Source organism: Actinoplanes sp. NBC_00393, from assembly GCF_036053395.1.
Classification (GTDB): Bacteria; Actinomycetota; Actinomycetes; order Mycobacteriales; family Micromonosporaceae; genus Actinoplanes.
On record NZ_CP107942.1, the window covers coordinates 6,774,253 to 6,796,231 of the forward strand.

Annotated in this window: 17 protein-coding genes; 5 read left to right on the forward strand and 12 right to left on the reverse strand. The window is 68.5% G+C overall.

What is annotated here, in order from left to right; all coding sequences use genetic code 11:
• Positions 1 to 9: 9 nt before the first annotated feature.
• From OHA21_RS31345 to OHA21_RS31380, 8 genes are all read right to left on the reverse strand, one after another.
• Positions 10 to 564: a GNAT family N-acetyltransferase gene (locus OHA21_RS31345; RefSeq protein ID WP_442874920.1), complete on the reverse strand. Its 555-nt coding sequence runs from the start codon at positions 562 to 564 to the stop codon at positions 10 to 12.
• Positions 564 to 2,375: a penicillin acylase family protein gene (locus OHA21_RS31350; protein WP_328460998.1), complete on the reverse strand. Its 1,812-nt coding sequence runs from the start codon at positions 2,373 to 2,375 to the stop codon at positions 564 to 566. The genes OHA21_RS31345 and OHA21_RS31350 overlap by 1 nt, the downstream gene beginning before the upstream one ends.
• On the reverse strand, positions 2,372 to 4,567 hold the full coding sequence (locus OHA21_RS31355; protein ID WP_328461000.1) for a GNAT family N-acetyltransferase: 2,196 nt from the start codon (positions 4,565 to 4,567) through the stop codon (positions 2,372 to 2,374). Before OHA21_RS31355 ends, OHA21_RS31350 begins: the two co-directional genes overlap by 4 nt.
• The gene (locus OHA21_RS31360) at positions 4,564 to 5,862 is read right to left on the reverse strand and encodes a lysine N(6)-hydroxylase/L-ornithine N(5)-oxygenase family protein (protein WP_328461002.1); all 1,299 of its coding nucleotides are present in this window, start codon (positions 5,860 to 5,862) and stop codon (positions 4,564 to 4,566) included. The genes OHA21_RS31355 and OHA21_RS31360 overlap by 4 nt, the downstream gene beginning before the upstream one ends.
• Positions 5,862 to 7,331: a pyridoxal phosphate-dependent decarboxylase family protein gene (locus OHA21_RS31365; RefSeq protein WP_328461004.1), complete on the reverse strand. Its 1,470-nt coding sequence runs from the start codon at positions 7,329 to 7,331 to the stop codon at positions 5,862 to 5,864. Before OHA21_RS31365 ends, OHA21_RS31360 begins: the two co-directional genes overlap by 1 nt.
• 226 nt (positions 7,332 to 7,557) lie before the next feature.
• Positions 7,558 to 9,195, reverse strand: a complete 1,638-nt coding sequence (locus tag OHA21_RS31370) for a beta-1,3-glucanase family protein (protein WP_328461006.1) — start codon at positions 9,193 to 9,195, stop codon at positions 7,558 to 7,560.
• Between the two features lie 134 nt (positions 9,196 to 9,329).
• The gene (locus tag OHA21_RS31375) at positions 9,330 to 9,656 is read right to left on the reverse strand and encodes a hypothetical protein (protein WP_328461008.1); all 327 of its coding nucleotides are present in this window, start codon (positions 9,654 to 9,656) and stop codon (positions 9,330 to 9,332) included.
• Entirely contained in the window at positions 9,653 to 10,675 is a 1,023-nt protein-coding gene (locus OHA21_RS31380) for a LacI family DNA-binding transcriptional regulator (protein ID WP_328461010.1), read from the reverse strand. Before OHA21_RS31380 ends, OHA21_RS31375 begins: the two co-directional genes overlap by 4 nt.
• A gap of 300 nt (positions 10,676 to 10,975) precedes the next feature.
• Here OHA21_RS31380 and OHA21_RS31385 point away from each other — a divergent pair, with 300 nt between their 5' ends.
• The 5 genes from OHA21_RS31385 (at position 10,976) to OHA21_RS31405 (ending at position 17,732) form a co-directional block, all read left to right on the forward strand.
• Entirely contained in the window at positions 10,976 to 12,274 is a 1,299-nt protein-coding gene (locus OHA21_RS31385) for an ABC transporter substrate-binding protein (RefSeq protein WP_328461012.1), read from the forward strand.
• Positions 12,274 to 13,203 carry a carbohydrate ABC transporter permease gene (locus OHA21_RS31390; protein ID WP_328461014.1) on the forward strand — a complete coding sequence of 310 codons (930 nt, stop codon included), beginning with the start codon at positions 12,274 to 12,276 and terminating at the stop codon, positions 13,201 to 13,203. Before OHA21_RS31385 ends, OHA21_RS31390 begins: the two co-directional genes overlap by 1 nt.
• A 137-nt stretch (positions 13,204 to 13,340) precedes the next feature.
• A complete protein-coding gene (locus OHA21_RS31395; protein ID WP_328461016.1) occupies positions 13,341 to 14,138 on the forward strand; it encodes a carbohydrate ABC transporter permease in 798 nt (265 codons plus the stop codon).
• 16 nt (positions 14,139 to 14,154) lie between these two features.
• The gene (gene arfA, locus OHA21_RS31400; protein ID WP_328461018.1) at positions 14,155 to 15,684 is read left to right on the forward strand and encodes an arabinosylfuranosidase ArfA; all 1,530 of its coding nucleotides are present in this window, start codon (positions 14,155 to 14,157) and stop codon (positions 15,682 to 15,684) included.
• 1,883 nt (positions 15,685 to 17,567) lie between these two features.
• Positions 17,568 to 17,732 carry a hypothetical protein gene (locus OHA21_RS31405; protein ID WP_328461020.1) on the forward strand — a complete coding sequence of 55 codons (165 nt, stop codon included), beginning with the start codon at positions 17,568 to 17,570 and terminating at the stop codon, positions 17,730 to 17,732.
• 11 nt (positions 17,733 to 17,743) lie between these two features.
• Here the strand turns inward: OHA21_RS31405 and OHA21_RS52830 are convergent, their stop codons facing one another.
• The 4 genes from OHA21_RS52830 to OHA21_RS31420 are packed head-to-tail and all read right to left on the reverse strand — an operon-like array spanning position 17,744 to position 21,937.
• Positions 17,744 to 17,836: an MFS transporter small subunit gene (locus tag OHA21_RS52830; RefSeq protein WP_442874921.1), complete on the reverse strand. Its 93-nt coding sequence runs from the start codon at positions 17,834 to 17,836 to the stop codon at positions 17,744 to 17,746.
• Positions 17,833 to 19,221: an OFA family MFS transporter gene (locus OHA21_RS31410; RefSeq protein ID WP_328478639.1), complete on the reverse strand. Its 1,389-nt coding sequence runs from the start codon at positions 19,219 to 19,221 to the stop codon at positions 17,833 to 17,835. The genes OHA21_RS52830 and OHA21_RS31410 overlap by 4 nt, the downstream gene beginning before the upstream one ends.
• A gap of 45 nt (positions 19,222 to 19,266) precedes the next feature.
• Positions 19,267 to 20,214: a non-homologous end-joining DNA ligase gene (ligD, locus tag OHA21_RS31415; protein ID WP_328461022.1), complete on the reverse strand. Its 948-nt coding sequence runs from the start codon at positions 20,212 to 20,214 to the stop codon at positions 19,267 to 19,269.
• Between the two features lie 10 nt (positions 20,215 to 20,224).
• Positions 20,225 to 21,937, reverse strand: a complete 1,713-nt coding sequence (locus OHA21_RS31420; protein WP_328461024.1) for an acyl-CoA dehydrogenase — start codon at positions 21,935 to 21,937, stop codon at positions 20,225 to 20,227.
• Positions 21,938 to 21,979 lie beyond the last annotated feature (42 nt).

Genomic DNA, 21,979 nt, shown 5'->3' on the forward strand with positions numbered 1-21,979 from the left:
GGCGCCACCCTAGGACAGCGGCGCCTCGAAGCGGGAGCGGTCGAGGAAGGTCAACTGGGCTTTCTTGTGGCCGAGATCGATCTGGTCGCCCAGCACGTATCCCTCGCGCTGCAACCGGGTGATCATGCGTTCGTTGCGGACGTCCGGCTCGGCGACGATCCGCTGGTGGGCCGGATCGGCGAACAGGTGCCGCATCAGGGCCGGGAAGACCGCGCTGGTCAGGTGGGGCAGATCCCGGTCGCCGGCATCGAGCAGCAGGTGCATGCCGAAGTCGCCGGGGCGTACCTCGTAGCACTCGCCCACCGGGTCGTGCGCGGGCTCGTAGGTCTGGAAGATGCCGATCGGCCCGTCGTCCAGCAGCAGCAGGTACGCGTGATGCGTCTCCAGCCCGTCGACGAAGGCGTAGATGTCGCGCACCTCCTCGACGGTGTGCGACTCCATCCCCCAGAACCGGTTCCGCGGCTTGATCACCCAGCTGTGCACGAGCTCCGCGTGGGCCGACGGGTCCAGCGGCACCATGATCAGCTCACCGAGCCCGGGCAGCTTCTCCGCGAACAAGATCATCAGGACTCCTCGGTGACGACGAAGGTGGGGGCGACGGTGAGCCGGTCCCAGTCGGTGACCAGCGGGACGAGCGAACCGGCCGCCCAGAGCGGCAACTGGTCCAGGAAGTGCGGCGAGTCCGGGTCGTCGGAGGCGCCGAACGGTACGACCCACCGGCTGCGCTGCCGGTCGGCGAGGTCCCAGACGTAGCGGGCGACCGGCCCGCGCACGCACAGGTCGCTGACCCCGGTGACGCTGGACGTGTTGAGCACGCAGTCCCGTGACCCGGAGAGCGGCGTCCGCGGGAAATCGACCGCCATACCGGGCAGCACGATCGGATGGAGCAGGTGCCGATCACCCCACGGCTCGTCCGGCGCCGCCGCCGGGTCGGCCAGCGACGACGGGTCGAGGCCGAGGCCGGCGAGCACGCCGTCGAGGGCGTGCCCGATCCGGCCGCGCGGATCGGTCCAGGGCGCGAAGAGCGGGTCGTAGCCGCAGTCGGCGAAGAGCGCCTTGAGTTCCGGGTGCTCCCAGAGGGTTCGGGCCACGGCCGACCGCCAGGCCTCGTGCCGCCCGGCCTCCACGGAGGCCGCCGGCATCGAGGTGTCCATGTGGATCAGCGCGGACGGGACACCGGAATCGAGCAGGGTACGGATACGCGCGGCCCGCGCCGGCGGGGCGAAGTCGATGCCGTGCGCCTCGGTGTCGGCCCGCCGGTCGTTGGCGTTCACCGCGCTCGCCACGTCGCATCGGGCCATCGGCGCCCACCCTGGCCGCCAGGCGTAGCGCTCCTCCCAGGCCGGGACCGGCACCCAGCGGTTGCGGTCGTCGCGCAGCGGCACCCGGCCCGCGGTGAGCTGCACGACCCGGCCGGTGCGGTCGGCGACCAGGACGCTGTTCACCGGTTCGACCCAGTGCGACAGGGCGTCCGCCACGTCGTCCACCGTGGAGGCTCGCAGCAGCGGTAGCAGGGCGTCGAAGCCGAGATCAAAATCGGACCGAGCGGGGGTACGCAGACTCAGGTTCCCGTCGATGATCGGGCCACGGGGGGTCTCGGTGATCTCGACGGTCACCGGGTCGTCGTCGCGTACCTCGATGGTCTCGACGTGGGTGACCACCGGCTCCCAGCCGGACGGGCCGCGGACCTCGTCCCCGCGCAGTTCCTCCAGATAGAGGTCCTGATAGTCGGCCATCGCGTTGGTGACCGCCCAGGCCACCGTGCCGGCGTGCCCGAAATGCTGCACACCCGGCACGCCCGGGAAGGTCAGGCCGGCCACGTCGAACTCCGGGCAGGCCAGCCGGATCTGCTGGTAGACGCCGGGGAGTTCGAGCAGCCGGTGCGGGTCGCCGGCGATCTCGCCGGGCACGGCCCAGGCGTTGCTGCCGGATCCGTGCGGCCCCTCGATGGCGAACCATGCGACCGCCTCCGGCCCCAGGGTGCGCTCGACGTGGGCGCGCCACATCTTGTTGGGGAACGTCCCGAACAGGATGTGCTGCACCAGGAACACCCCGTAGGACGACCACGGGTGCCACTCGACACCGCCCGCCCGGACGCCCTCCGCGTAGGCCGCGACCCACTCCCGGGTCTCGATGTCCGAATTCTCGTAACACCGCCGGGCAGTGTCGTCGAGCCGGGCACGCCGGGCGAACCGGTCCCAGCCCACCTCGGCGGCGCCGTGCACCGAGGCCAGCCGGCCCTCCGAGCGCAGGCGCTCGACGGTGATCTGCCGGCCACGATCAGAAGCGGTCACCCGCCCCTGCAGGTAGGCCAGTTCGAGAACCGAGCCGGCCCGCAGGTGCGGGATCCCGTGGTCGTCACGGTAGACCTTCATCGTGCGATCGGGTTGTCCAGCTCGCCGGCGAAGATCAGCGAGCCGGCCTGGTCGGTGAGGTCGACCATCTGCAGGGTGTTGCGCAGCTGGAGCCGGTTGAGGCAGGAGTGCTGGAAGGTGGGCCGCAGCAGGTCGAGCCGTCCGCTCAGCGACGGGTGGTCCTTGGCGTGCTCGCGGACGCAGTCGCCGACCAGTGACCAGAACTCGGCGGAGGGCAGCACGCCGTCGACGGCCAGGATGCCGGCGAGGTGCCGGAGGAACCCGTCGAAGACGTCCGTGAAGATCGCCAGTTCCTTGATCTCGTCGCTGACGTCGACCCGGATCCGCTCCACCTCGGGCGGCAGCGGCTGGTCGTTCATCACCGCCACCTCCTCGCCGATGTCCTTCATGAACACCCGGCGCGGCACGTGGTTCTCGAGGACCAGGATCAGGTTCTCACCGTGCGGCATGAAGGCCAGATCGTGCTTGAGCAGGCAGTGCACGATCGGCCGTAGGTAGGCGCGCAGGTAGGTGGCGACCCACTCGGCGGGCCGCACCCCGGACTCCCGGATCAGCGCGGTGACCAGCGCGTTCCCGTCCCGGTCGCGGTGCAGCAGGCTGGCCATGGTGGCCAGGCGCTCGGTGTCCGTCAGGCGCGGGACCGGGCTCTCCCGCCAGAGGGCGGCGAGCATCTTGGTGTACGCGGACGGCGTCCCCGTCCGGTGATACGCGTCCCCGACGTACCCGGCCGACGCCAGCTCCCGCAGCACGCCGAAACCGCAGGCCCGCAACTCCTCGTCGCCCTCCACGATCGACGCGACCCACTCGTTGATCGGCGGCGTGGCCTGCATGTACTTCGGCGACAGTCCGCGCAGGAACCCCATGTTCTGCACCGCGATCGCGGTCTTCACGTAGTGCCGTTCCGGCCGGTCCAGGTTGAAGAACGTCCGGATCGACTGCTGTGCCCGATAGCGGTCAGCGCCCTCGTCGAGCGGGACGATCGCCCGGCGGGCCACGTCCGGTGCGAACGTGACGGTCACCTTGTGCTCCCACTGCCACGGGTGCACCGGCAGGTAGCGGTAGTCGTCCGGGTTCAGCCCATGACCTCGCAGCTGCTGCTCGAACCGCGCATGGAGATCGCCGAGCTCGGCCGCGTAGTGCTCGCGCTCGTCACCGGTCGAGACGAAGATGCTCTCGTCCCGGCGGACCGCGACCCAGCGCAACCGCACCGGCTGCCCGGACTCCGGAGCGAAGGCGAAGTGGTCCTGCAGACCGAACCCGATCCGGCCGTTGTTGGCCACGAAGCCGGGGTGCCCCTCGGTCATCGCCGCCTCGATGGTCTGGAAGTCGGCGTGCACGAGCTCGTCCGCGGTCTCGCGCCGGTGGGTGACCTTCCAGGCGGTGCCGGCCAGCGTCGCGGAGATCTCCTCGAGGTACGTGCCGAGCAGTTTCTCCGGGATGCCGAGGGTCTCCCGCAGCCCGGCGATGAAGTCGAGCGCGTCCAGCGGCCCGTCCAGCGACTCCGGGTCGACGACCCAGTGCTCCAGCTCGAACCGCTGCGCCCGGAAGGTGAGGTCCCCGAACCGGTAGCGGTCGCCCTCCTCGATCGGCGAGATCAACCGCTCGTGACTGAACTCGGCGATGGCCTTAGCGATCAGCCGCCGGTTGGCGTACTCGATCGTCTCCGGCCGCAGATGCGGCACGCTCATCGCGTACGCCTGGCGGGTGCAGAAACTCAGCCGGGCCACCTTGTCGTGCAGCTGCACGTGGCGCTCCTCGACGAAGCCGACCTCGGCGTTCTTCCGCTCGATCGCCTCGTTGCGCACGTCCGGCTCGACCACCACCCGCTCGACCGACGAGTCGGCGAAGCAGAAGTCCATCACCGCGCGCATCACCGCCGAGGTCACCCCGGACCGCTTCCGGGTCGGCGGCGACACCAGCACGTGCATGCCGATGTCACCCGGCCGCACCTCGTAGTGCTGGGCCAGCTCGCTGTGCGCCGGGTCGTAGGTCTCGGCCAGGAAGAGCGGGCTGCCGTCATCGTCCAGCCCGAGCCACGCGTGATGGTGCGGATTGTCCGCGATGCCCTGGTACTCGGCGCGCACCTTCTCGGCGCTCGCGCCTTGCAGGCCCCAGAAGTGCGAGCGCGGGTGCGTCACCCACTCGTGCAGCAGGTCCAGGTCACGATCAAGATCCAGCGGTACGAGTCTCACGATGTCACCAGCTGTCGGGGGATGTCGGCTTTCGGCTTCTTGGTGTTCGGCGCGCCGAACTGCTGGAACGCGATGAACTCCTCGATCTGGTAGATCTCCCGGCCGGTGATGCCCTTGAGGATCACCGAGTTGCGGTAGGCGCCCATCCCCAGGTCGGGGTCGGTGACGCTGTGCGTGTGCTCGGCGGCGTTCTGCACGAAGATGTCACCGGACTTGCCGACCCCGTAGTCGACGGTGACGTCGAAGCGGCCGCGGGCGTCCCAGTTGATCCGGTCCCGGACCGGGTCGAGGAAGGACGGCACGCGCGGGGCGTACCCGGTGGCCAGCACCAGGCCCTGGGTGCCGGCGGTGAACGAGCGGCCCTGCTCGGCGTGGTGGAGCGCCAGCGTGTAGCGCTGCTCCGCCTCGTCCCAGATCACGCCCTCCAGTTCGGTTCCGGTCAGCAGCGTGGTCGCGACCGGCCCGTGCAGGCTCTTGGTGTAGAGCGTGTCGTAGATGGCGTCGACGAGGTCACCGCTGATTCCCTTGTAGAGGTTGCGCTGCTCCCGGCCGAGCCGGTCGCGCACCTCCATGGGCAGTGCCTGGTGGTACCGGATGTACTCCGGCGAGGTCATCTCCAGGGTCAGCTTGGTGTACTCCATCGGGAAGTACCGCGGTGACCGGGTGATCCAGCTCAGGTGGTAGCCGTGGACGTCGATCTCGTTGAGCAGGTCGAGGTAGATCTCGGCGGCGCTCTGTCCGCTGCCGATGACGGTGATCGACTCCAGGCCCTGAAGTTTCTCCTTGTTCGGCAGGTAGTCGGCGCTGTGGACGTACGGCCCCTGGTCGACGACGGCCGGGATGCGCGGCGCGGTGCCGATGCCGAGCACCAGCTTGCGGGCCCGGAAGGTCTCCCCCGCCGTGTGCACCAGATAGGCCTCGCCGTCGTGCGTGACGGTGTCGACCCGGGTGTTCCAGCGGATCGACGGCAGCTGCCCGGCGACCCACTTGCAGTACTCGTTGTACTCGGCGCGCAGCGGGTAGAAGCTCTCCCGGATGTAGAACGGGTAGAGCCGGCCCACCTGCTTGAGGTAGTTGAGGAACGAGAACCGGCTGGTCGGGTCGGCCATGGTGACCAGGTCGGCGAGGAACGGGACCTGAATCGTCACCCCCTCGATCATCAGACCGGGGTGCCAGTCGAACTCGGCCCGCTGCTCCAGGAAGACGCCGTCCACGTCGGGCAGGTCGGCGGTCAGCGCGGCGAGGCCGAGGTTGAACGGTCCCACGCCGATCGCGACGAAGTCGTGCGTACGCATCAGGCCATCACCGCCGCGACCTCGGGCTCTTCGTTACGGAGCATGTCCCGGCCGATCTCCCGGATCAGGTCCAGCACGTCCTTCAGGTTGCCCATCGTGGTGTTCGGGTTGAGCAGGGTGAACTTCAGCCAGTAGTGGCCGCCGATGGTGGTGCCCGCGACGATCGCCTGGCCACCGTAGAAGAGCTTCTGCCGCAGGCGCGGCATCAGCGCGTCGCACTCGGCGACGCTCAGGCCCTCCGGCCGGAAGCGGAAGAGCACGGTGCTCAGCGTCGGCGGGGCCACCGCCTCGAAATCCGGCTCGTCGACGATGAACTGGTACGCCTCGTGCGCCCGGTCCACCACGGTGTCGAACATGTCGCCGATCCGGTCCGAGCCGATCGTGCGCAGCGTCATCCACAGTTTCAGGGCGTCGAACCGGCGGGTGGTCTGCAGGCTCTTGTCGACCTGGTTGGGCACGGTCGCGGTGCGCGGGTTCAGGTAATCGGCGTGCACGGCGATCCGCCGCATCGTCTCGCCCCGGCGCACCACGATGGCGCTGGAGCTGACCGGCTGGAAGAAGCTCTTGTGGAAGTCGACGGTGACCGAGTCGGCCCGCTCGATGCCGTCCAGCAGGTGCCGGCGGCGGACCGAGACGAGCAGGCCACAGCCGTACGCCGCGTCGACGTGGAACCAGATGCCCTGGCTCTCGCAAACGCCGGCAATCTCCGCGACCGGATCGATGCGGCCCAGGTCGGTGGTGCCCGCGGTGGCCACGACGGCCATCGGGATGCCGCCGTCACGGCGTACATCCTCGATCGCGGCAGCCAGCGCGACCGGGTCCATCCGGCCGGTGCCGTCGGTGGCCACGCCGACGACGGCGTCGGCGGCCATGCCGAGGATGCCGGCCGACTTGCTGACGCTGAAGTGGCTCTCGGTGGTGGCGAAGGTCCGCAGGCGCGGGATCGCGTCGGTCCGGTCCCGGCCGGCCAGCGTCTCCTCCCGGGCCAGCAGCAGACCCTGCAGGTTGGACTGGGTGCCGCCGCTGGTGAAGACGCCGTCCGCGTCGGGGCCGAACCCGATCCGGCCGGCGGTCCAGTCGATCAGCCGGCGCTCGATCAGCGTGCCGGTGGCGCTCTGGTCCCAGGTGTCGACGGACGAGTTGACGGCGGAGATCAGGACCTCGGCGCTCAGTGCCGGGATGGCGACCGGGCAGTTCAGGTGCGCCACGTAGGTCGGCTCGTGGAACCAGACGGCGTTGTCCAGGTAAAGCCGGGCGACCTCGTGCAACGCGGCGCCGGTGTCACCGAGCGGACGGTCCAGGTCGACCGCGTCGACCTGCGTCTGCAACTCGGCGACCGAAGCGCCGGAATACGGCTGCCGCACCGCTTTCACCCGATCCGCGAGCAGCGCGGATGCGTGCCACACGGCGGACGTGTAACCGTCCAGCGTGGACCCGGAGAACAGATGCGCCTCCAACGTGGCCTCCACTACTAAGGTAAACCTTACCTAACTGAGTGGAGGCTAACTTGCCGGTCGCAAGATCGAAACTTGGGTACCGCGCCGGGAGTTCGCCCGCGGACCGTCCAGACCGGCCCTCACCAGCGCATCGGCGGTCACAAGATTCTTCCGCGAGTGAAGGGTGATTCATCCCATAATGCGGGCGAAGCCCACCGTCCGATAGAACGGTGGGCTTCATCGATGGACCTACGGTGGATCAGAACGGGGACAGCACGATCCCGGCAGCGCGCGGGTCACCGTCGTGCACGAGCGACTCCTGGTTCTGCACGTCGTCGAAGGCGAAGGCGTACGCCTTGCCGTCGGCCATGTTCGCGTGAATCTCCCGGGCGTACACGTTGGTGCGTTCACCCTGGTAGAAGTCGGTTGCCGTGCCGCTCGGCTGAGTGTCCAGCCGGCCCAGCGTGGTGCGCTGCAGGGCCGCGCAGAGCGTCCGGGCAATCGGCCCGACGACCTGGTCGTTGGGCGCTCCGAGGGCCCCGTCGCAACCCCACACGTTCGCCGTCGACGGCTTGGTGAAGGACGCCACGGTCTTGCCGGAACTGTCGGTGAAGCTCATGACGTCGCCGCTCGTCCGGCCCAGGTATTTCACACCCGGCTGATCGGTGAACGGGACCACGGTCAGGCTCTTCGCGGTGTACGCGTTCCACGCACTGGTGATGTACGGGTCGAGGTAGGCCGGGCTCATCAGACCGGCGTCGGCGGCCTTGCCCGGCGCCAGCACCCGGAGCACGGTGCCGTCAGAAGCAGTCACCACGCTCTTCGCGAAGTCCGGGTTCGCCTTGATCGCGTCGATCACCCTCTGCCGCCCGCCGGCCACCGGCGCACCGGTCCGGGCGGTGGCGCCCGTGCCGCCGGTGACGCTGACCTCGTGCGGGATCGCGAACATGTCCACCTGCGAGCTGTTCAGCCACAACCCGGAGGAGTTCAGGGTGAACTCGCTCCAGTCGAAGAGGATGTCGTGGTTCGGATCGCCGGACGCCCACGGAGCGGGCTGGACCAGACCGTCGGTGGTGAGCCGGAAGTCCAGCTTGCGGCCGAACGAGAAGTAGATCCGGCCGGAGATGTTCCGCGGCACCCGGATCGTCGTGCTGCTGCCGTTGTCCGGGCCGGCGATGGCCACGTCAGGTGCGGGCACCGGCACGGCCCCACCGCCGGTCCATGGGGTGAACTTCCCGGCGGCGTCGACATAGCCGAGCTTGCCGGTGTTCAGGTTGGTGCCGAGCACATAGAGGTGGACGGCCTGGCTGCGGCCGGACCGGTTCTCCACCTTGACCGGCAGCAGATCGGTGGCCGGCGGAACCGGCTCGTCGGTCCTGGGCGCGGCGGTGGTCGGCACGGTCGTCGGCGCAGTGGTCGTCGGCGCTGCGGTCGTCGGGGCCGTGGTCGGCGCCTTCGTGGTCGGCGCGACGGTGGCCGGGGTCGTCGTCGGCGTGCTGGTGGCTTCCCCGTTGCAGGGCGCGCCGTTCAGCTTGCAGTTGACCGGCTGGGCACCGGAGCCGACGAAGCCGAAGGTGGCTTTCGCACCGACCGGAATCGCACCGTTCCAGGAGCGGTTGGTGAATGTCCGGTGACTGCCTGACGCGGCCATGTCAGCCTCCCAGAAACTGCCGATCGCCGCGCCGGCCGGGAGATCGAATTCGACCTTCCAGGACGTGATGGCGGACGTTCCGGCGTTGCTGATGGTCACCTCGGCCTGCCAGCCACTGCCCCAGTCGTCGACCGTGCGCACGGTGGCGGTCGCTGCGGCGGCCGAGGCGGGCAGGGCGATCCAGGCGGTGGTGAGGGCGGCGACAGTGGCCACCGCGGCGAGGATGAGACTCCGTTTGCGGCGCATGGGGGTGCTGCCTCCGTAGGAGAACGGTCAGGGAACCCCGCCATTATTGACAGCCGGTTTCGACCGTGACGCCTTCTTTAATGTCCCTTTAAGGTCGGATTCGGGGGACGTTTTTCGGTGGCCCGGGATAACACTTATTCGTTCATCCGGTACCACAGCATGGCCGTGCCGGTGAGCGCGAAGAAGACCCCGATCGCGAAAACGCCCCACCGCGAGCCCGGTTCGGGCGGCACCTTGCAGTGCCCGGTGGGCAGGTAGTCGACGGTGATCCGGGTCTGCGGCTGCGGGCGCAGGTCGCCCGGGAACGACTTCTGGTCGATCAGGCACAGCGCGGGGCCGGAGGGCGCCTCGACCCGGATCTCGGCAGTGGCCGGATAGCCGTTCAGCGGCGGCCGGTGGGCGGTGACCGTGCCTTCGAGCAGCACACCCTGCGGTGGCCCCGGCTCGCGCGTTCCCCTCAACCCCGGCCGACGGTGCTTTCCCGGACGATGAGTTTGTGTGGGGCGCGCAGTTCCAGGCCCGGCGGCGGGGTCGAGCTGCCGATGCGCAGGAGCAGGCGTTCGACCGCCGTGGTTGCGATCATCTCCTTGTCCGGGGAGATGGTGGTGACCGGCGGGTTGGAGAAGCGGCCGTCCTCGATGTCGTCGTATCCGATCACTGCCACGTCCTCCGGCACCCGCAAGCCCCGGGAGACGATGGTGTGGATGGCGCCGAGGGCGACCAGGTCGCTGTAACAGAACACTGCGTCTGGCGGGTCTGACCTGTCGAGCAGGTGGGCCATCGCGCGGGCGCCGTCGGGGCGGTTGAAGCGGGGCGTGCCGATGATCAGGTCTTCGCGGACCGGGAGGCCGCGTGACTGGTGGGCTTCGCGGAAGCCGCGGGTGCGGCGCTGGGCGGCCTCGCCGGTGGCGTAGGGCTGGTCGCCGATTGCGGCTACCCGCTGGCGGCCCAGGTCGAGCAGGTGTTCGGTGGCCTGCCGGGAGGCGGCGACGTCGTCGATGCCGATGTGGTCGAAGCTGCCGTCGCTGCTTCGTTCGCCGAGGATGACCAGCGGCAGGGTGGGGTCGCGGTCGGCGAGGGCCTGCTGGTCGAGGCCGAGCGGGCTGAAGATGACGCCGTCGAAGAGCAGCCGGCGTGAGCCGTGGGCGATGAAGGCCCGCTCGTGTTCCGGGTCGCCGTCGGTCTGGTCGATCAGAACGTTATATCCGCTGACCCGCGCGGCGCGGATCACGCTCTGCAACAGCTCGGAGAAGTACGGGGTGTCCAGGTACGGCACCACGAGCGCGATCTGGCCGGATCTGCCCTGCGCCAGGTTGCGTGCCAGGACGTTGGGCCGGTAGCCCAGTTCATCGACCGCCCGCTGGACCCGCACCCGGGTCCGTTCGGTGACGTTCGCGTAGCCGTTCACCACGTTGGAGACGGTGCGGCTGGACACTCCGGCCAGCTCCGCCACGTCACGCAGAGTGACTTCCCGACGCAATGTGCCCCCCTTTGCGGCTTCCCGCGTGCGTCAAGTTTCCGGCAGGTTACCCCTTGCCGTCGATTGACCGTCCGTGCATGCTGTGTTTTGCAGCGCTGCAAAACACTAGCAACACCTGTGTGAAAGTGACATAAGCGCAGGTGGGAGGGCGTTGCCAAGCCAGTGGCCGGCCCTCGGTGTGCCAGCACCGGGAGCCGGCTCTTACCCGACACGTCAACCGGATGCTCGATTGCTCAACCCTGTGAGGACCCAGTGAACGTCAGGAACTTTAGTGTAAGGCGAAGCCTGCGGCGATCAGCCGTGACGGCGATCGCTGCTTTTACCGCGGTCACGTTGGTCGCCTGTGGCAGTGACGCCGCTGAGACTCCCGAGAAGCCGACCGGGCCGGTCACCATCAAGGTCTGGGCGTGGTACCCGGAGTTCCAGGGTGTCGTCGACCTGTTCAACAAGACGCACAGCGACATCAAGATCGAGTGGACGAACGCCGGCACCGGTCAGGACCAGTACACCAAGCTGCAGACCGCGCTGAAGGCCGGCAAGGGCGCGCCCGACGTGGCGATGCTCGAGCTCCAGGAGATCCCCACCTTCCAGCTCACCAAGCACCTCGTCGATCTGGGCAAGTACGGCGCCAACGACGTGAAGGGCGACTACGTCGACTGGGCGTGGAAGCAGGTCAGCACGGGCGACCAGGTGTACGCCATCCCGGTCGACGCCGGCCCGATGGCGATGATGTACCGCGACGACATCTTCTCCAAGTACGGCCTGACCGTGCCGAAGACCTGGGACGAGTACAAGGCGCAGGCCGAGAAGCTGAAGACCGCGTCGGCCGGCAAGTCCTTCATCACCGACTTCGGCGCCAACGACGGCGGCTTCATGACCGGCCTGATGTGGCAGGCCGGCGCCCAGCCGTACAGCTACGACATCGCGAACCCGACGAACATCGGGGTCAACGTCAACAGCGCCGAGGCGAAGAAGGTCATCGAGTACTGGGAGGGCATGGTCAACGGAGGCCTCGCCGACTCCACGGCCTTCCACACCACGGACTTCTACAACGGTCTCAACACCGAGAAGTACGCGACCTACCTCGCCGCCGGCTGGGGTCCCGGCTACATCCAGGCCAACGCCGCGAAGTCGTCCGGCAAGTGGAAGGTCGCGCCGCTGCCGCAGTGGACCGCCGGTGAGAACAAGCAGGGTGACTGGGGCGGCTCCTCGTTCGCGGTGACCGACCAGGCGAAGTACCCGGACATCGCGGCCAAGGTCGCCATGGAGATCTTCGGCGCGAAGAACACCGAGGCCTGGAAGATCGGCATCGACAAGGCGTTCCTCTTCCCGACCGCCACGCCGGTCCTGGAGTCGGCCGACTTCAAGAACAAGGAGTACGAGTTCTTCGGCGGCCAGAAGGTCAACGAGGTCTTCGTCCCGGCGTACAACGCGATCGGCCCGTTCTCCTGGAGCCCGTTCAACAGCTACAACTTCAACCAGCTGACCACGAACCTGAACCAGGCGATCGAGAAGAAGACGTCCTGGACGGCGGCGCTGGACACGGCTCAGGAGAACGTCAAGACCTACGCCACCCAGCAGGGCTTCCAGGTTCAGTAATGACCCAGGTGCAGACCAGGTCCGCGGCCGTCGCTCCGGCGGCCGCGGGCCCCACCCAACGCCGGCCGTTCTTCGGGCGCGCGCGGGAGGCGGCCACCGGCTGGCTGTTCGTCCTGCCGTTCGCCGTGCTGCTCGTCGCCTTCCTGCTGCTGCCGATGGCGTACGCCTTCAAGATCAGCCTCTACCGGTCCACCCTGATCGAGGGTGAGGTGTTCGCCTGGTTCGACAACTACCAGCAGGCGATCGACGACCCGCTGGTCCGTGAGGGCGTGCTCCGCGTACTGATCTTCGGTCTGATCCAGACCCCGGTGATGATCGGACTCGCGCTGCTCGCGGCCCTGCTGATCGACGCCGCGACCTCGCGCTTCTCGCGCGTCTTCCGGCTCGCGGCTTTCGTGCCCTACGCCGTGCCGGTGGTGATCGGCACCCTGATGTGGGGCTTCCTCTACAGCAAGAGCATCGGCCCGCTGGCCTGGACCGGCATTGACTTCGTCGGCAGCGACACCGTGCTGGCGTCGCTCGGCAACATCGTCACCTGGCAATGGGCCGGCTACAACATGATCGTCCTGTACGCCGCGCTGCAAGGTGTGCCGAAGGAGATCTACGAGTCCGCCAAGATCGACGGGGCCGGGCAGGTGCAGATCGCCCTGCGGATCAAGACGCCGATGATCTCCTCGGCGCTGGTGCTGGCCACGCTCTTCACGATCATGGGCACCCTGCAGTTCTTCACCGAGCCGCTGATCCTGCAGCCGCTCAATCCGGGCGCGATCACCCAGCACTACACACCCAATGTGTACGCCTACAACCAGGCGTTCTCATTCCAGCAGTACAACTACTCGGCGGCGATCTCGTTCCTGCTCGGCGCGGTGGTCTTCGTCGGGTCGTACATCTTCCTGTTCGCCACCCGGAAGCGGAGCGCGCTGCGATGAACCTTTTTCAACGTGGCGAGGGCCCCGCCGCCCGGCGCGGACCTTCGGCCCGGACCCTTTCGGCCCGAAGTCAGGTTGAAAAAGGTTCACTGAGCTTCAGAAAAGGCAGCGTCGCCGCCCACGTCGTGATGGCCGTGATGGCCGTCTACTTCCTGCTTCCGTTCTGGTGGCTGCTGGTGGCGTCGACGAAGAACAACGAGGGGCTCTTCGACGCGGGTGCCCTGTGGTTCAACGGCTTCCACTTCATCGACAACGTGAAGCTGCTGTTCACCCAGGAGAACGGGATCTACCTCACCTGGCTGCGCAACTCGGCGTTCTACGCCGTGGTCAGCGGCGTCGGTGCGACCGCGATCTCGGCGCTGGCCGGGTACGCCTTCGCCAAGCTGCGCTTCCCGGGCCGCAACGCCCTGTTCGCGCTGCTCCTCGGCCTGATCATGGTGCCGGCGACGGCGCTGGTGCTGCCGACCTACCTGCTGATGTCGCAGGCCGATCTGGTCGACACGATCTGGGCGGTGATCCTGCCGTCGCTGCTCAACCCGTTCGGCGTCTACCTGCTCCGGGTCTACATCCACGACTCGATTCCGGACGAGATGCTCGAGGCGGCCCGCATCGACGGCGCCGGCGAGTTCCGGGTGTTCCGCAGTGTGGCGCTGCCCGCCATCCGGCCGGCCCTGGTCACCGTGCTGCTGTTCAGCATGGTCGCGTCCTGGAACAACTTCTTCCTGCCGCTGGTGATGCTGAGCGACGACGGGCTCTACCCGCTCACCGTCGGGCTCCGGACCTGGTACATGTCCGCGATCATGGGCAACGGCGGCGCGGCCACGTTCAACGTGATCATCACCGGCGCTCTCGTGGCGATCGTCCCCCTGATCGTGGCCTTCCTGATGTTGCAGCGGTACTGGCGCGGTGGCCTGACCATCGGCGCCGTCAAGTGACTCCCTAAGGAACAACATGCTCCGTGCATTTGTCGCACTGAACCCTGCCCACGTCGTGGCGCCGGTCAGCCGCCGCACCTTCGGCTCGTTCGTCGAGCACATGGGCCGCTGCGTCTACACCGGGATCTACGAGCCTTCGCATCCGCTCGCCGACGAGGACGGCTTCCGTACCGATGTGCTGGCCCTGGCCCGCGAACTCGGCGTCACGATGGTCCGCTACCCGGGCGGGAACTTCGTCTCCGGCTACCGCTGGGAGGACGGGGTCGGCCCGGTCGAGAAGCGCCCGCGCCGGCGTGATCTCGCCTGGCGCAGCATCGAGACGAACGAGGTCGGCATCGACGAGTTCGCCAAGTGGGCGGAGAAGGCCGACGTCGAGATCATGTATGCGGTGAACCTCGGCACCCGCGGCGTGCAGGAGGCGCTCGACGTCCACGAGTACATCAACCACCCGGAGGGCACCGAACTCTCCGAGCGGCGCCGCGCCAACGGCGCGGAGAAGCCTTACGGCATCAAGATCTGGTGCCTGGGCAACGAGTTGGACGGTCCCTGGCAGACCGGGCACAAAACCCCGGAGGAGTACGGGCTACTGGCCGCCTCCACCGCCCGGGCGCTGCGTTCGGCGGAACCGGATCTCGAGCTCGTCGCCTGCGGCAGCTCGAGCTCGGTGATGCCGACCTTCGGCGCCTGGGAGTCGACGGTGCTGGAGCACGCGTACGACGTGGTCGACTACGTGTCCTGCCACGCGTACTACGAGGAGCACGACGGCGACCTGGGCTCGTTCCTGGCCAGCGCGGTCGACATGGACCACTTCGTGAACAGCATCGTGGCCACCGCGGACGCGGTCGGCGCCCGGCTGAAGAGCAAGAAGAAGATCAACCTGTCGTTCGACGAGTGGAACGTCTGGTACCTGTCCCGGTTCCAGAACGCGCCGCTGCCGAAGGAGTGGGAGGTCGCCCCGCGGGTCATCGAGGACCAGTACAACGTCGCGGACGCGGTGGTGGTCGGCAACCTGCTGATCTCGCTGCTGCGGCACAGCGACCGGGTGACCGCGGCCTGCCAGGCGCAGCTGGTCAACGTGATCGCGCCGATCATGACCGAGCCGGGCGGGCCGGCCTGGCGGCAGACCATCTTCCACCCGTTCGCCCGTACCGCCGCGCTGGCCAAGGGCGACGTGCTGGACCTGCGAGTGGACACCCCGACCTACGAGACCGCGAAGTACGGCGTGGCCGACGTGGTCGACGCCGTCGCCACCCACGACCCGTCCACCGGCGACGTCGTGATCTTCGCGGTCAACCGGGACCAGGAGCAGCCGGTCGAGTTCACCGTCGACCTGAGCGCGTTCGGCGCCGGACTGACGGTCGCGGAGGCCTGGACGCTCACCGACGACGACGTACGCGCCTCGAACACCCGGGACGCCCCGGAGCGGGTCACCCTGCGCCCGACCGCCGAGGTACCCACCGGCGCAGTCGAAGTCGACGGCGTCGCCGCCACCCTGGTCCTGCCGCGGATCTCCTGGTCGGTGGTGCGCCTGACCCGCGCGAACTGAGCCCACCGTCCACCGGGCCGTGACCGTCCTCCTTTCCGGTCACGGCCCGATCAGAACTATTCCTCGGCGGCGCAGCGGTCCTGCCCCGCCGAATTCCGGTAGCCCGAACGGTCCAGCAATTGCAGGCAATGCAACGCGCGACCGGGCTGCCCATCTTGATGACGCAAATCGCGCTGGAGCCCACTGCCCCTGCCGCGCGGCAAAAAAGAATCGCCACCGCGGCACGAAGGTCGCTTTCCCTAGCAGCCAATGCCGCACTTCTGCCAAACTCTTGCCATCCGAAACAACAAATCTCGGATAAACGCTCCCTGCCCCTTTTGCCACCCTCCACATGGGTCCGGCGTCTGCCGTGCAGTCCAGATGGTCCGCTTCCGCGTCCCAACACTCGGTCGGCACACCTGCCTTAGTCGAGCCCGCGCCGGCAGCCTGGGCCCGTCTGGCGTTACAGATCCGCCCCTCACCTTCCCGGCCGGAGACGGACGTGCCCCCGCCCGCGCACGTCCGATGCGAGCCTCCCCCGCTCGCCCGGGCACAAGAGTGCCCAGTGCCAGCGCGTTTGCGGACATGAGCCTTCCCCGCTCACCCGCGCACGGAAGGACCGCGGTGACCCGGGAAGGGAAAGGGGACGCCGACGGCATCAGGGCCGAAACCGGGGCCGGGGCCGGGACCGAGGCCGGGGCCGGAGCCGGGACCGGGACCGGAGCCGGGACCGAGACCGGAGCCGGGACCGGGGCCGGGGCCGGGACCGAGGCCGGGGCCGGAGCCGGAGCCGGGACCGGGACCGAGACCGGAACCGGGACCGAGACCGAGACCGGAGCCGGGACCGGGACCGAGACCGGAGCCGGAGCCGGGACCGAGACCGGAGCCGGGACCGAGACCGAGACCGGAGCCGGGACCGGAGCCGAAGCCAGGGCCGGGACCGGAGCCAGGACCGGGACCGGAGCCAGGACCGGAGCCGAAGCCGAAGCCGAAGCCGAAGCCAGTGCCGAAGCCGGGGCCGAGACTGGGGCCGACCGCGAACTCGCCCACGCCACCGCCACCGTCGACGGGGACGGGGTTGAATCGGGGGTGCGGTCGCGGTGGGTTTTGATCGCTGGATTAGGAGCCCGGCGCCGGTCTTGGCCGCGGCGCAGACGGTCGGAGTGGCGGCGCGCCAGTCCCCATGCGCGGTGTCGCTCGTGCTCGCGGCGGAAAGCATCGCGGATCGGCGAATAGTTGCGTGACGCGGTTCGGTCACGCATGGCCGACAATTCATCCCTGCTGAACAGGCCCGGCTGCCTCATGCCTCCATTCTTCCCGAAATAAATCGCGCTTTGTAAGTATTCGATCATGCCTATTCAGAAATTTCAGGCCTGGCAGCTGAGGCTGCCCGGAAGGCCGGATAATTACGCTATTAGTTGGCGCCGAATGAACAAATCGACATTCTCCTGCGGTATACCAACGAAGGGACGGCCCGCACCATCACCGGATTGACGGCCCGCAGCCCGGATGGACCACCCAGCCCCGCAGCATCACCGCACGAAGACACCCGGCCCCGGTTGCGACCGCCCACGGACGGGCTGCGACGCCGCACGGATGGCCGGTTCGCATGATCGCGGTGGGCTGGGCGGAAGTCGGCCTCGATCAAGGACCGTCAGGGACACCAATGCTGGCCATGGCTTGCGGGTGGAGGCTGCAAACCGTGACGAAAGCGTGGAAACGAGCGCGGCCGGCCTCGGCTGCCAATAGGCATATCCGGAGCGCGCACTCCGCGAGCGGTGACCAGCGCAGCCGGGGCGCCCGGTCGTCGACCAGGCCGGCCCAGCCGCTCACCTGGCAGAGCTGAACAGCATGGATGCGGTCACCAGCGCCGCCGGGGCGCCAGGCCGGCCCAGCCGCCCACCATGGCAGAGCAGAACAGCATGCAGGCGGTCACCAGCGCCGCCGGGGCGCCAGGTTCGGCGAACTGGCCGATCTGGCTGCCCGCGGCGGCCTGCCGGGACAGCTTGGACGCGGTGACCGGCGCGCCGCTGTGGGGTGTCAGGTCGGCGGAATGGGCGGCGTTCTGAGGTGCTGTGGGCTACTGGAACAGCTTGGACGCGGTTATGACGGTCTGGATGATGCCGTAGCCGAGCAGCACGGTCACCAAAGCCCAGGAGAGGAAGAGCCTCACGCTGCCACCTCCTCCTCTTCATCCTTCGCCGGCTCGTGGTAGCGGGAGGGCACCGGGCGGACCAGCAGGTTGGCTATGAAGCCGACGGCCAGCAGGGCGACCATGGTGAACAGCGCTGGGCGGTAGGCGTCGGCGGTCAGGGTGCCGGGCTTGCCCTGGGCGTCGAGGAAGCCGTTGATGATCAGGGGGCCGGCGACGCCGGCTGCGGACCAGGCGGTCAGCAGGCGGCCGTGGATGGCGCCGACCTGGTAGGTGCCGAACAGGTCGCGCAGGTAGGCGGGGATGGTGGCGAAGCCGCCGCCGTAGAACGACAGGATCACGCCGGCCAGCAGGACGAACAGCGCGGTTGCGGTGGGGCCGATCAGGGCGAGCAGGACGTAGAGGACCATGCCGCCGCCGAGGTAGATCATGTATATCGGTTTGCGGCCGATCAGGTCGGATGTCGACGACCAGACGAAGCGGCCGGCCATGTTGAACAGCGAGAGCACGCCGACGAAGCCGGCCGCTGCGGAGACCGCCACCGACGATTCGCCGTCGACGCGGAAGAAGTCCTGGATCATCGGGCTGGCCTGTTCCAGGATGCCGATGCCGGCTGTCACGTTGCAGAACAGGACGATCCAGAGCAGCCAGAACGGCAGCGTGCGGATCGCGTTGGAGGCGGAGACCTGGGCGGTCGTGACCAGGGACTTCTCGCGTACGGTCGCGGGGTCCCAACCGGCCGGCTTCCAGCCTTCGCGGGGCACCCGGATGTTGAACACGCCGAACATCATGATGATGAAGTAGCCGATGCCGAGGGTGACGAACAGCCAGGTCAGGGCGCTGCCGTCGGCGACCGAGGTGGCCACGTTCGGGTCGTAGTCGCTGTCGTAGAGCGACATCAGCTGCCGGGACAGCGGGCCGGCGATCAGCGCGCCGCCGCCGAAGCCCATGATCGCCAGGCCGGTGGCCAGGCCGGGCCGGTCCGGGAACCATTTGATCAGGGTGGAGACCGGGGAGATGTATCCGATGCCGAGGCCGATGCCGCCGAGCACGCCGTAGCCGAGGTAGAGCAGCCACAGCTGTGCGGTGGCGATGCCGAGCGCGCCGACCAGGAAGCCGGAGGCCCAGAACGACGCGGAGACGAACATGGCCTTGCGTGGCCCGCTCGACTCCACCCAGGTGCCGCCTACCGCGGCGGACAGACCCAGCATGACGATCGCGATGCTGAAGATGATCCCGATCGCGGTCTGACTGGTGTCGAAGTGCTGGACCAGCGAGTTCTTGTAGACGCTGGTGGCGTACACCTGGCCGATGCACAGGTGCACCGAGAGCGCGGCGGGCGGGATCAGCCAGCGGCTGTACCCTTCCGGCGCCACGGAATGCGCGCGATCGAACGCGGACAACAGGGCCATTGCGCGCGTTTACCCATCGGGAGATCTCGATAAACGCGCTCACTCCTCCGGCGCGGTCAGCCCCGCCTTCTCGTCGCGTTCGGCCCATTCCAGCAGCGTGTCCAGGGTGAAGGCGCGGTCGTCGATCGTGGCGTGCAGGTCGCCGAGTTCGGCGAAGCGGGCCGGCACGGTACGGATGGTGAAGTCCCGCGGGTCGACGTCCGGGATCTCGTCCCAGTGCACCGGGGTGGAGACGGTGGCGGTCGGCACGCCGCGCACCGAGTAGGCGCTGGCGATGGTGTGGTCGCGTGCGTTCTGGTTGTAGTCGATGAACAGCGAGCCCGGGTCGCGGTCTTTGCGCCACCAGGTGGTGGTCACGTCGTCCGGGGCGCGCCGTTCCACTTCGCGGGCGAAGGCGAGTGCGGCACGGCGTACGTCGGAGAAGCCCCAATTCGGCGCGATGCGCACGTAAATGTGCAGACCCTTGCCACCGGAGGTTTTCGGAAAGCCGGTGATGCCCAGCTCATCGAGCACCTCGTGGGCGACCCCGGCCACCCGGCGCACGGTGTCGAACGGGCAGTCCGGCATCGGGTCCAGGTCGATCCGCCACTCGTCGGGTTTCTCGGTGTCAGCCCGCCGCGAGTTCCACGGGTGGAACTCCACGGTGGACATCTGCACCGCCCAGATGACGTCGGCCGGCTTGGTCACGCACAGCTCGTCGGCGTGCCGGTTGTAGCGCGGGAACTTCACCCGGACCGTCTCCAGCCAGGGCGGAGCGCCGTTCGGCACCCGTTTCTGGTGCACCTTCTCCCCGGCCAGGCCGTCCGGGAAGCGGTGCAGCATGCAGGGGCGCTCGCGCAGCGCCCGGACGATCCCGTCGCTCACCGCCAGGTAGTACTCGACCAGGTCGAGCTTGGTGGCGCCGAGCTCCGGGAAGTAGATCCGGTCCGGGTTGGAGACCCGGACGTCGTAGTCGCCGACCTCGATGACAGTGGCTTTACCGGCCATGGTCGTAAAGCTATCCCAGCCAGGCGTCGTCCATGTCCCGAAGCAGGGTGTCACCGGAGTCCAGCAGGTCCAGCATCGGCCCGATCCGGGGCAGTTCGTGGGTGACGAAGTAGCGCGCGGCGAGCCGCTTGCCGTCGTAGAAGTCGCCCTCCTTGTCGCCGGCCGCGAGATGCTGCTCCAGCCAGAGCCAGGCGATCACCAGGTGGCCGGCGGCGTCGAGGTACGCGGTGGCGTTGACCAGGGCCGCGGACGGGTCGCCGGTCGCCCAGAGCTTCGCGGTGGTCCGGGCCAGCCGGTCGCAGGCCTCCAGGACCGGGGACCCGAGATCAGCCGGAACCGACGAGGCGGTCGCCCGGATCCGGTCGAGCAGCAGGCCCAGGCCGGCGCCGCCCTTCATGGTGACCTTGCGGCCGAGCAGGTCGAGGGCCTGGATGCCGTCGGTGCCCTCGTGGATCGAGTTGAGCCGGTTGTCCCGGTAGAACTGCTCGACCGGGTACTCGCGGGTGTAGCCGTACCCGCCGTGGACCTGGATGGCGTGGTCGTCGGCGAGCCGGCACCACTGCGACGGCCAGGCCTTGACGATCGGCGTGAGCACGTCCAGGAGCAGGTCGTTCTCCTCGGAGCGCTCGTCGAGCAGCTTCGCGGCGTAGAGGATCAGGGCCAGGCCGCCCTCCACGTACGACTTGGAGGCGAGCAGCATCCGGCGTACGTCCGGGTGTTTGATGATCGGGATCGGCGGAGCCGACGGATCTTTGTCGGCGAGCGGGCGGCCCTGGAGCCGCTCCTTGGCGTAGTCCAGGGCGTGCAGGTAGCCGGTGTAGCCCAGGGCCACGGCGCCGGCGCCCACCCCGATCCGGGCTTCGTTCATCATCAGGAACATGTACGCGAGACCGCGCCCCTCCTCCCCCACCAGATAACCGGTGGCGTCGTCGAAGGCGAGGACCGTGTTCGTCGTACCCCGATAGCCCATCTTGTGATTGAGCCCGGCCAGGGTGACGCCGTTGCGCTCGCCGGTCTCCACGTGCTTCTTCGGCACGATGAACAGCGACAGGCCCTTGACCCCGGCCGGCGCCCCGGCGACCCGGGCCAGCACGAGGTGCACGATGTTCTCGCTCAGCTCGTGATCGCCACCGGAGATCCACATCTTGCTGCCGGTGACCCGGTAAGTTCCGTCGCCCGCGGGGGTCGCCTTGGTGAGCACGTCGCTGAGCGCGGACCCGGCCTGCGGCTCGGACAGGCACATGGTCCCGGTGAAGCGGCCCTCGAGCATCGGGTAGACGTACGTCTCGATCTGCTCCCTGGTGCCGTGCGCGAGCAACAGATGCGCATTGCCCGAGGTGAGCATGGCGTATGCCGAGGTGGCCGTGTTGGCCGCCTGGAACCAGAGGAAGCAGGCCCGGGCCACCACGGCCGGCAGCTGCATGCCGCCGTGCTCGGCGTCGAGCGGCGCGGCGATCAGCCCGGACTCGGCGAAGGCCTTCAGCGCTCGGGACACCTCCGGGATGATCTCGACCCGTTCGCCGTCGAAGGTCGGCTCGTTCAGGTCGTTCTTCCGGTTGTGCGGCGCGAAGTCCCGTTCGGCGATCTGCTGTGACACGTCCAGGAACGCGTCGAACGTCTCCCGGGAGTGTTCGGCGAACCGCTCCCGGGTGGTCAGCGACTCGACGTCGAGCCACTCGTAGAGCAGGAACGCGAGATCACGCCGGGAGAGGACCTTGGACACCGCAGCCACCACCGTTCTGAGGGAACTCCTTGCACACAGTGT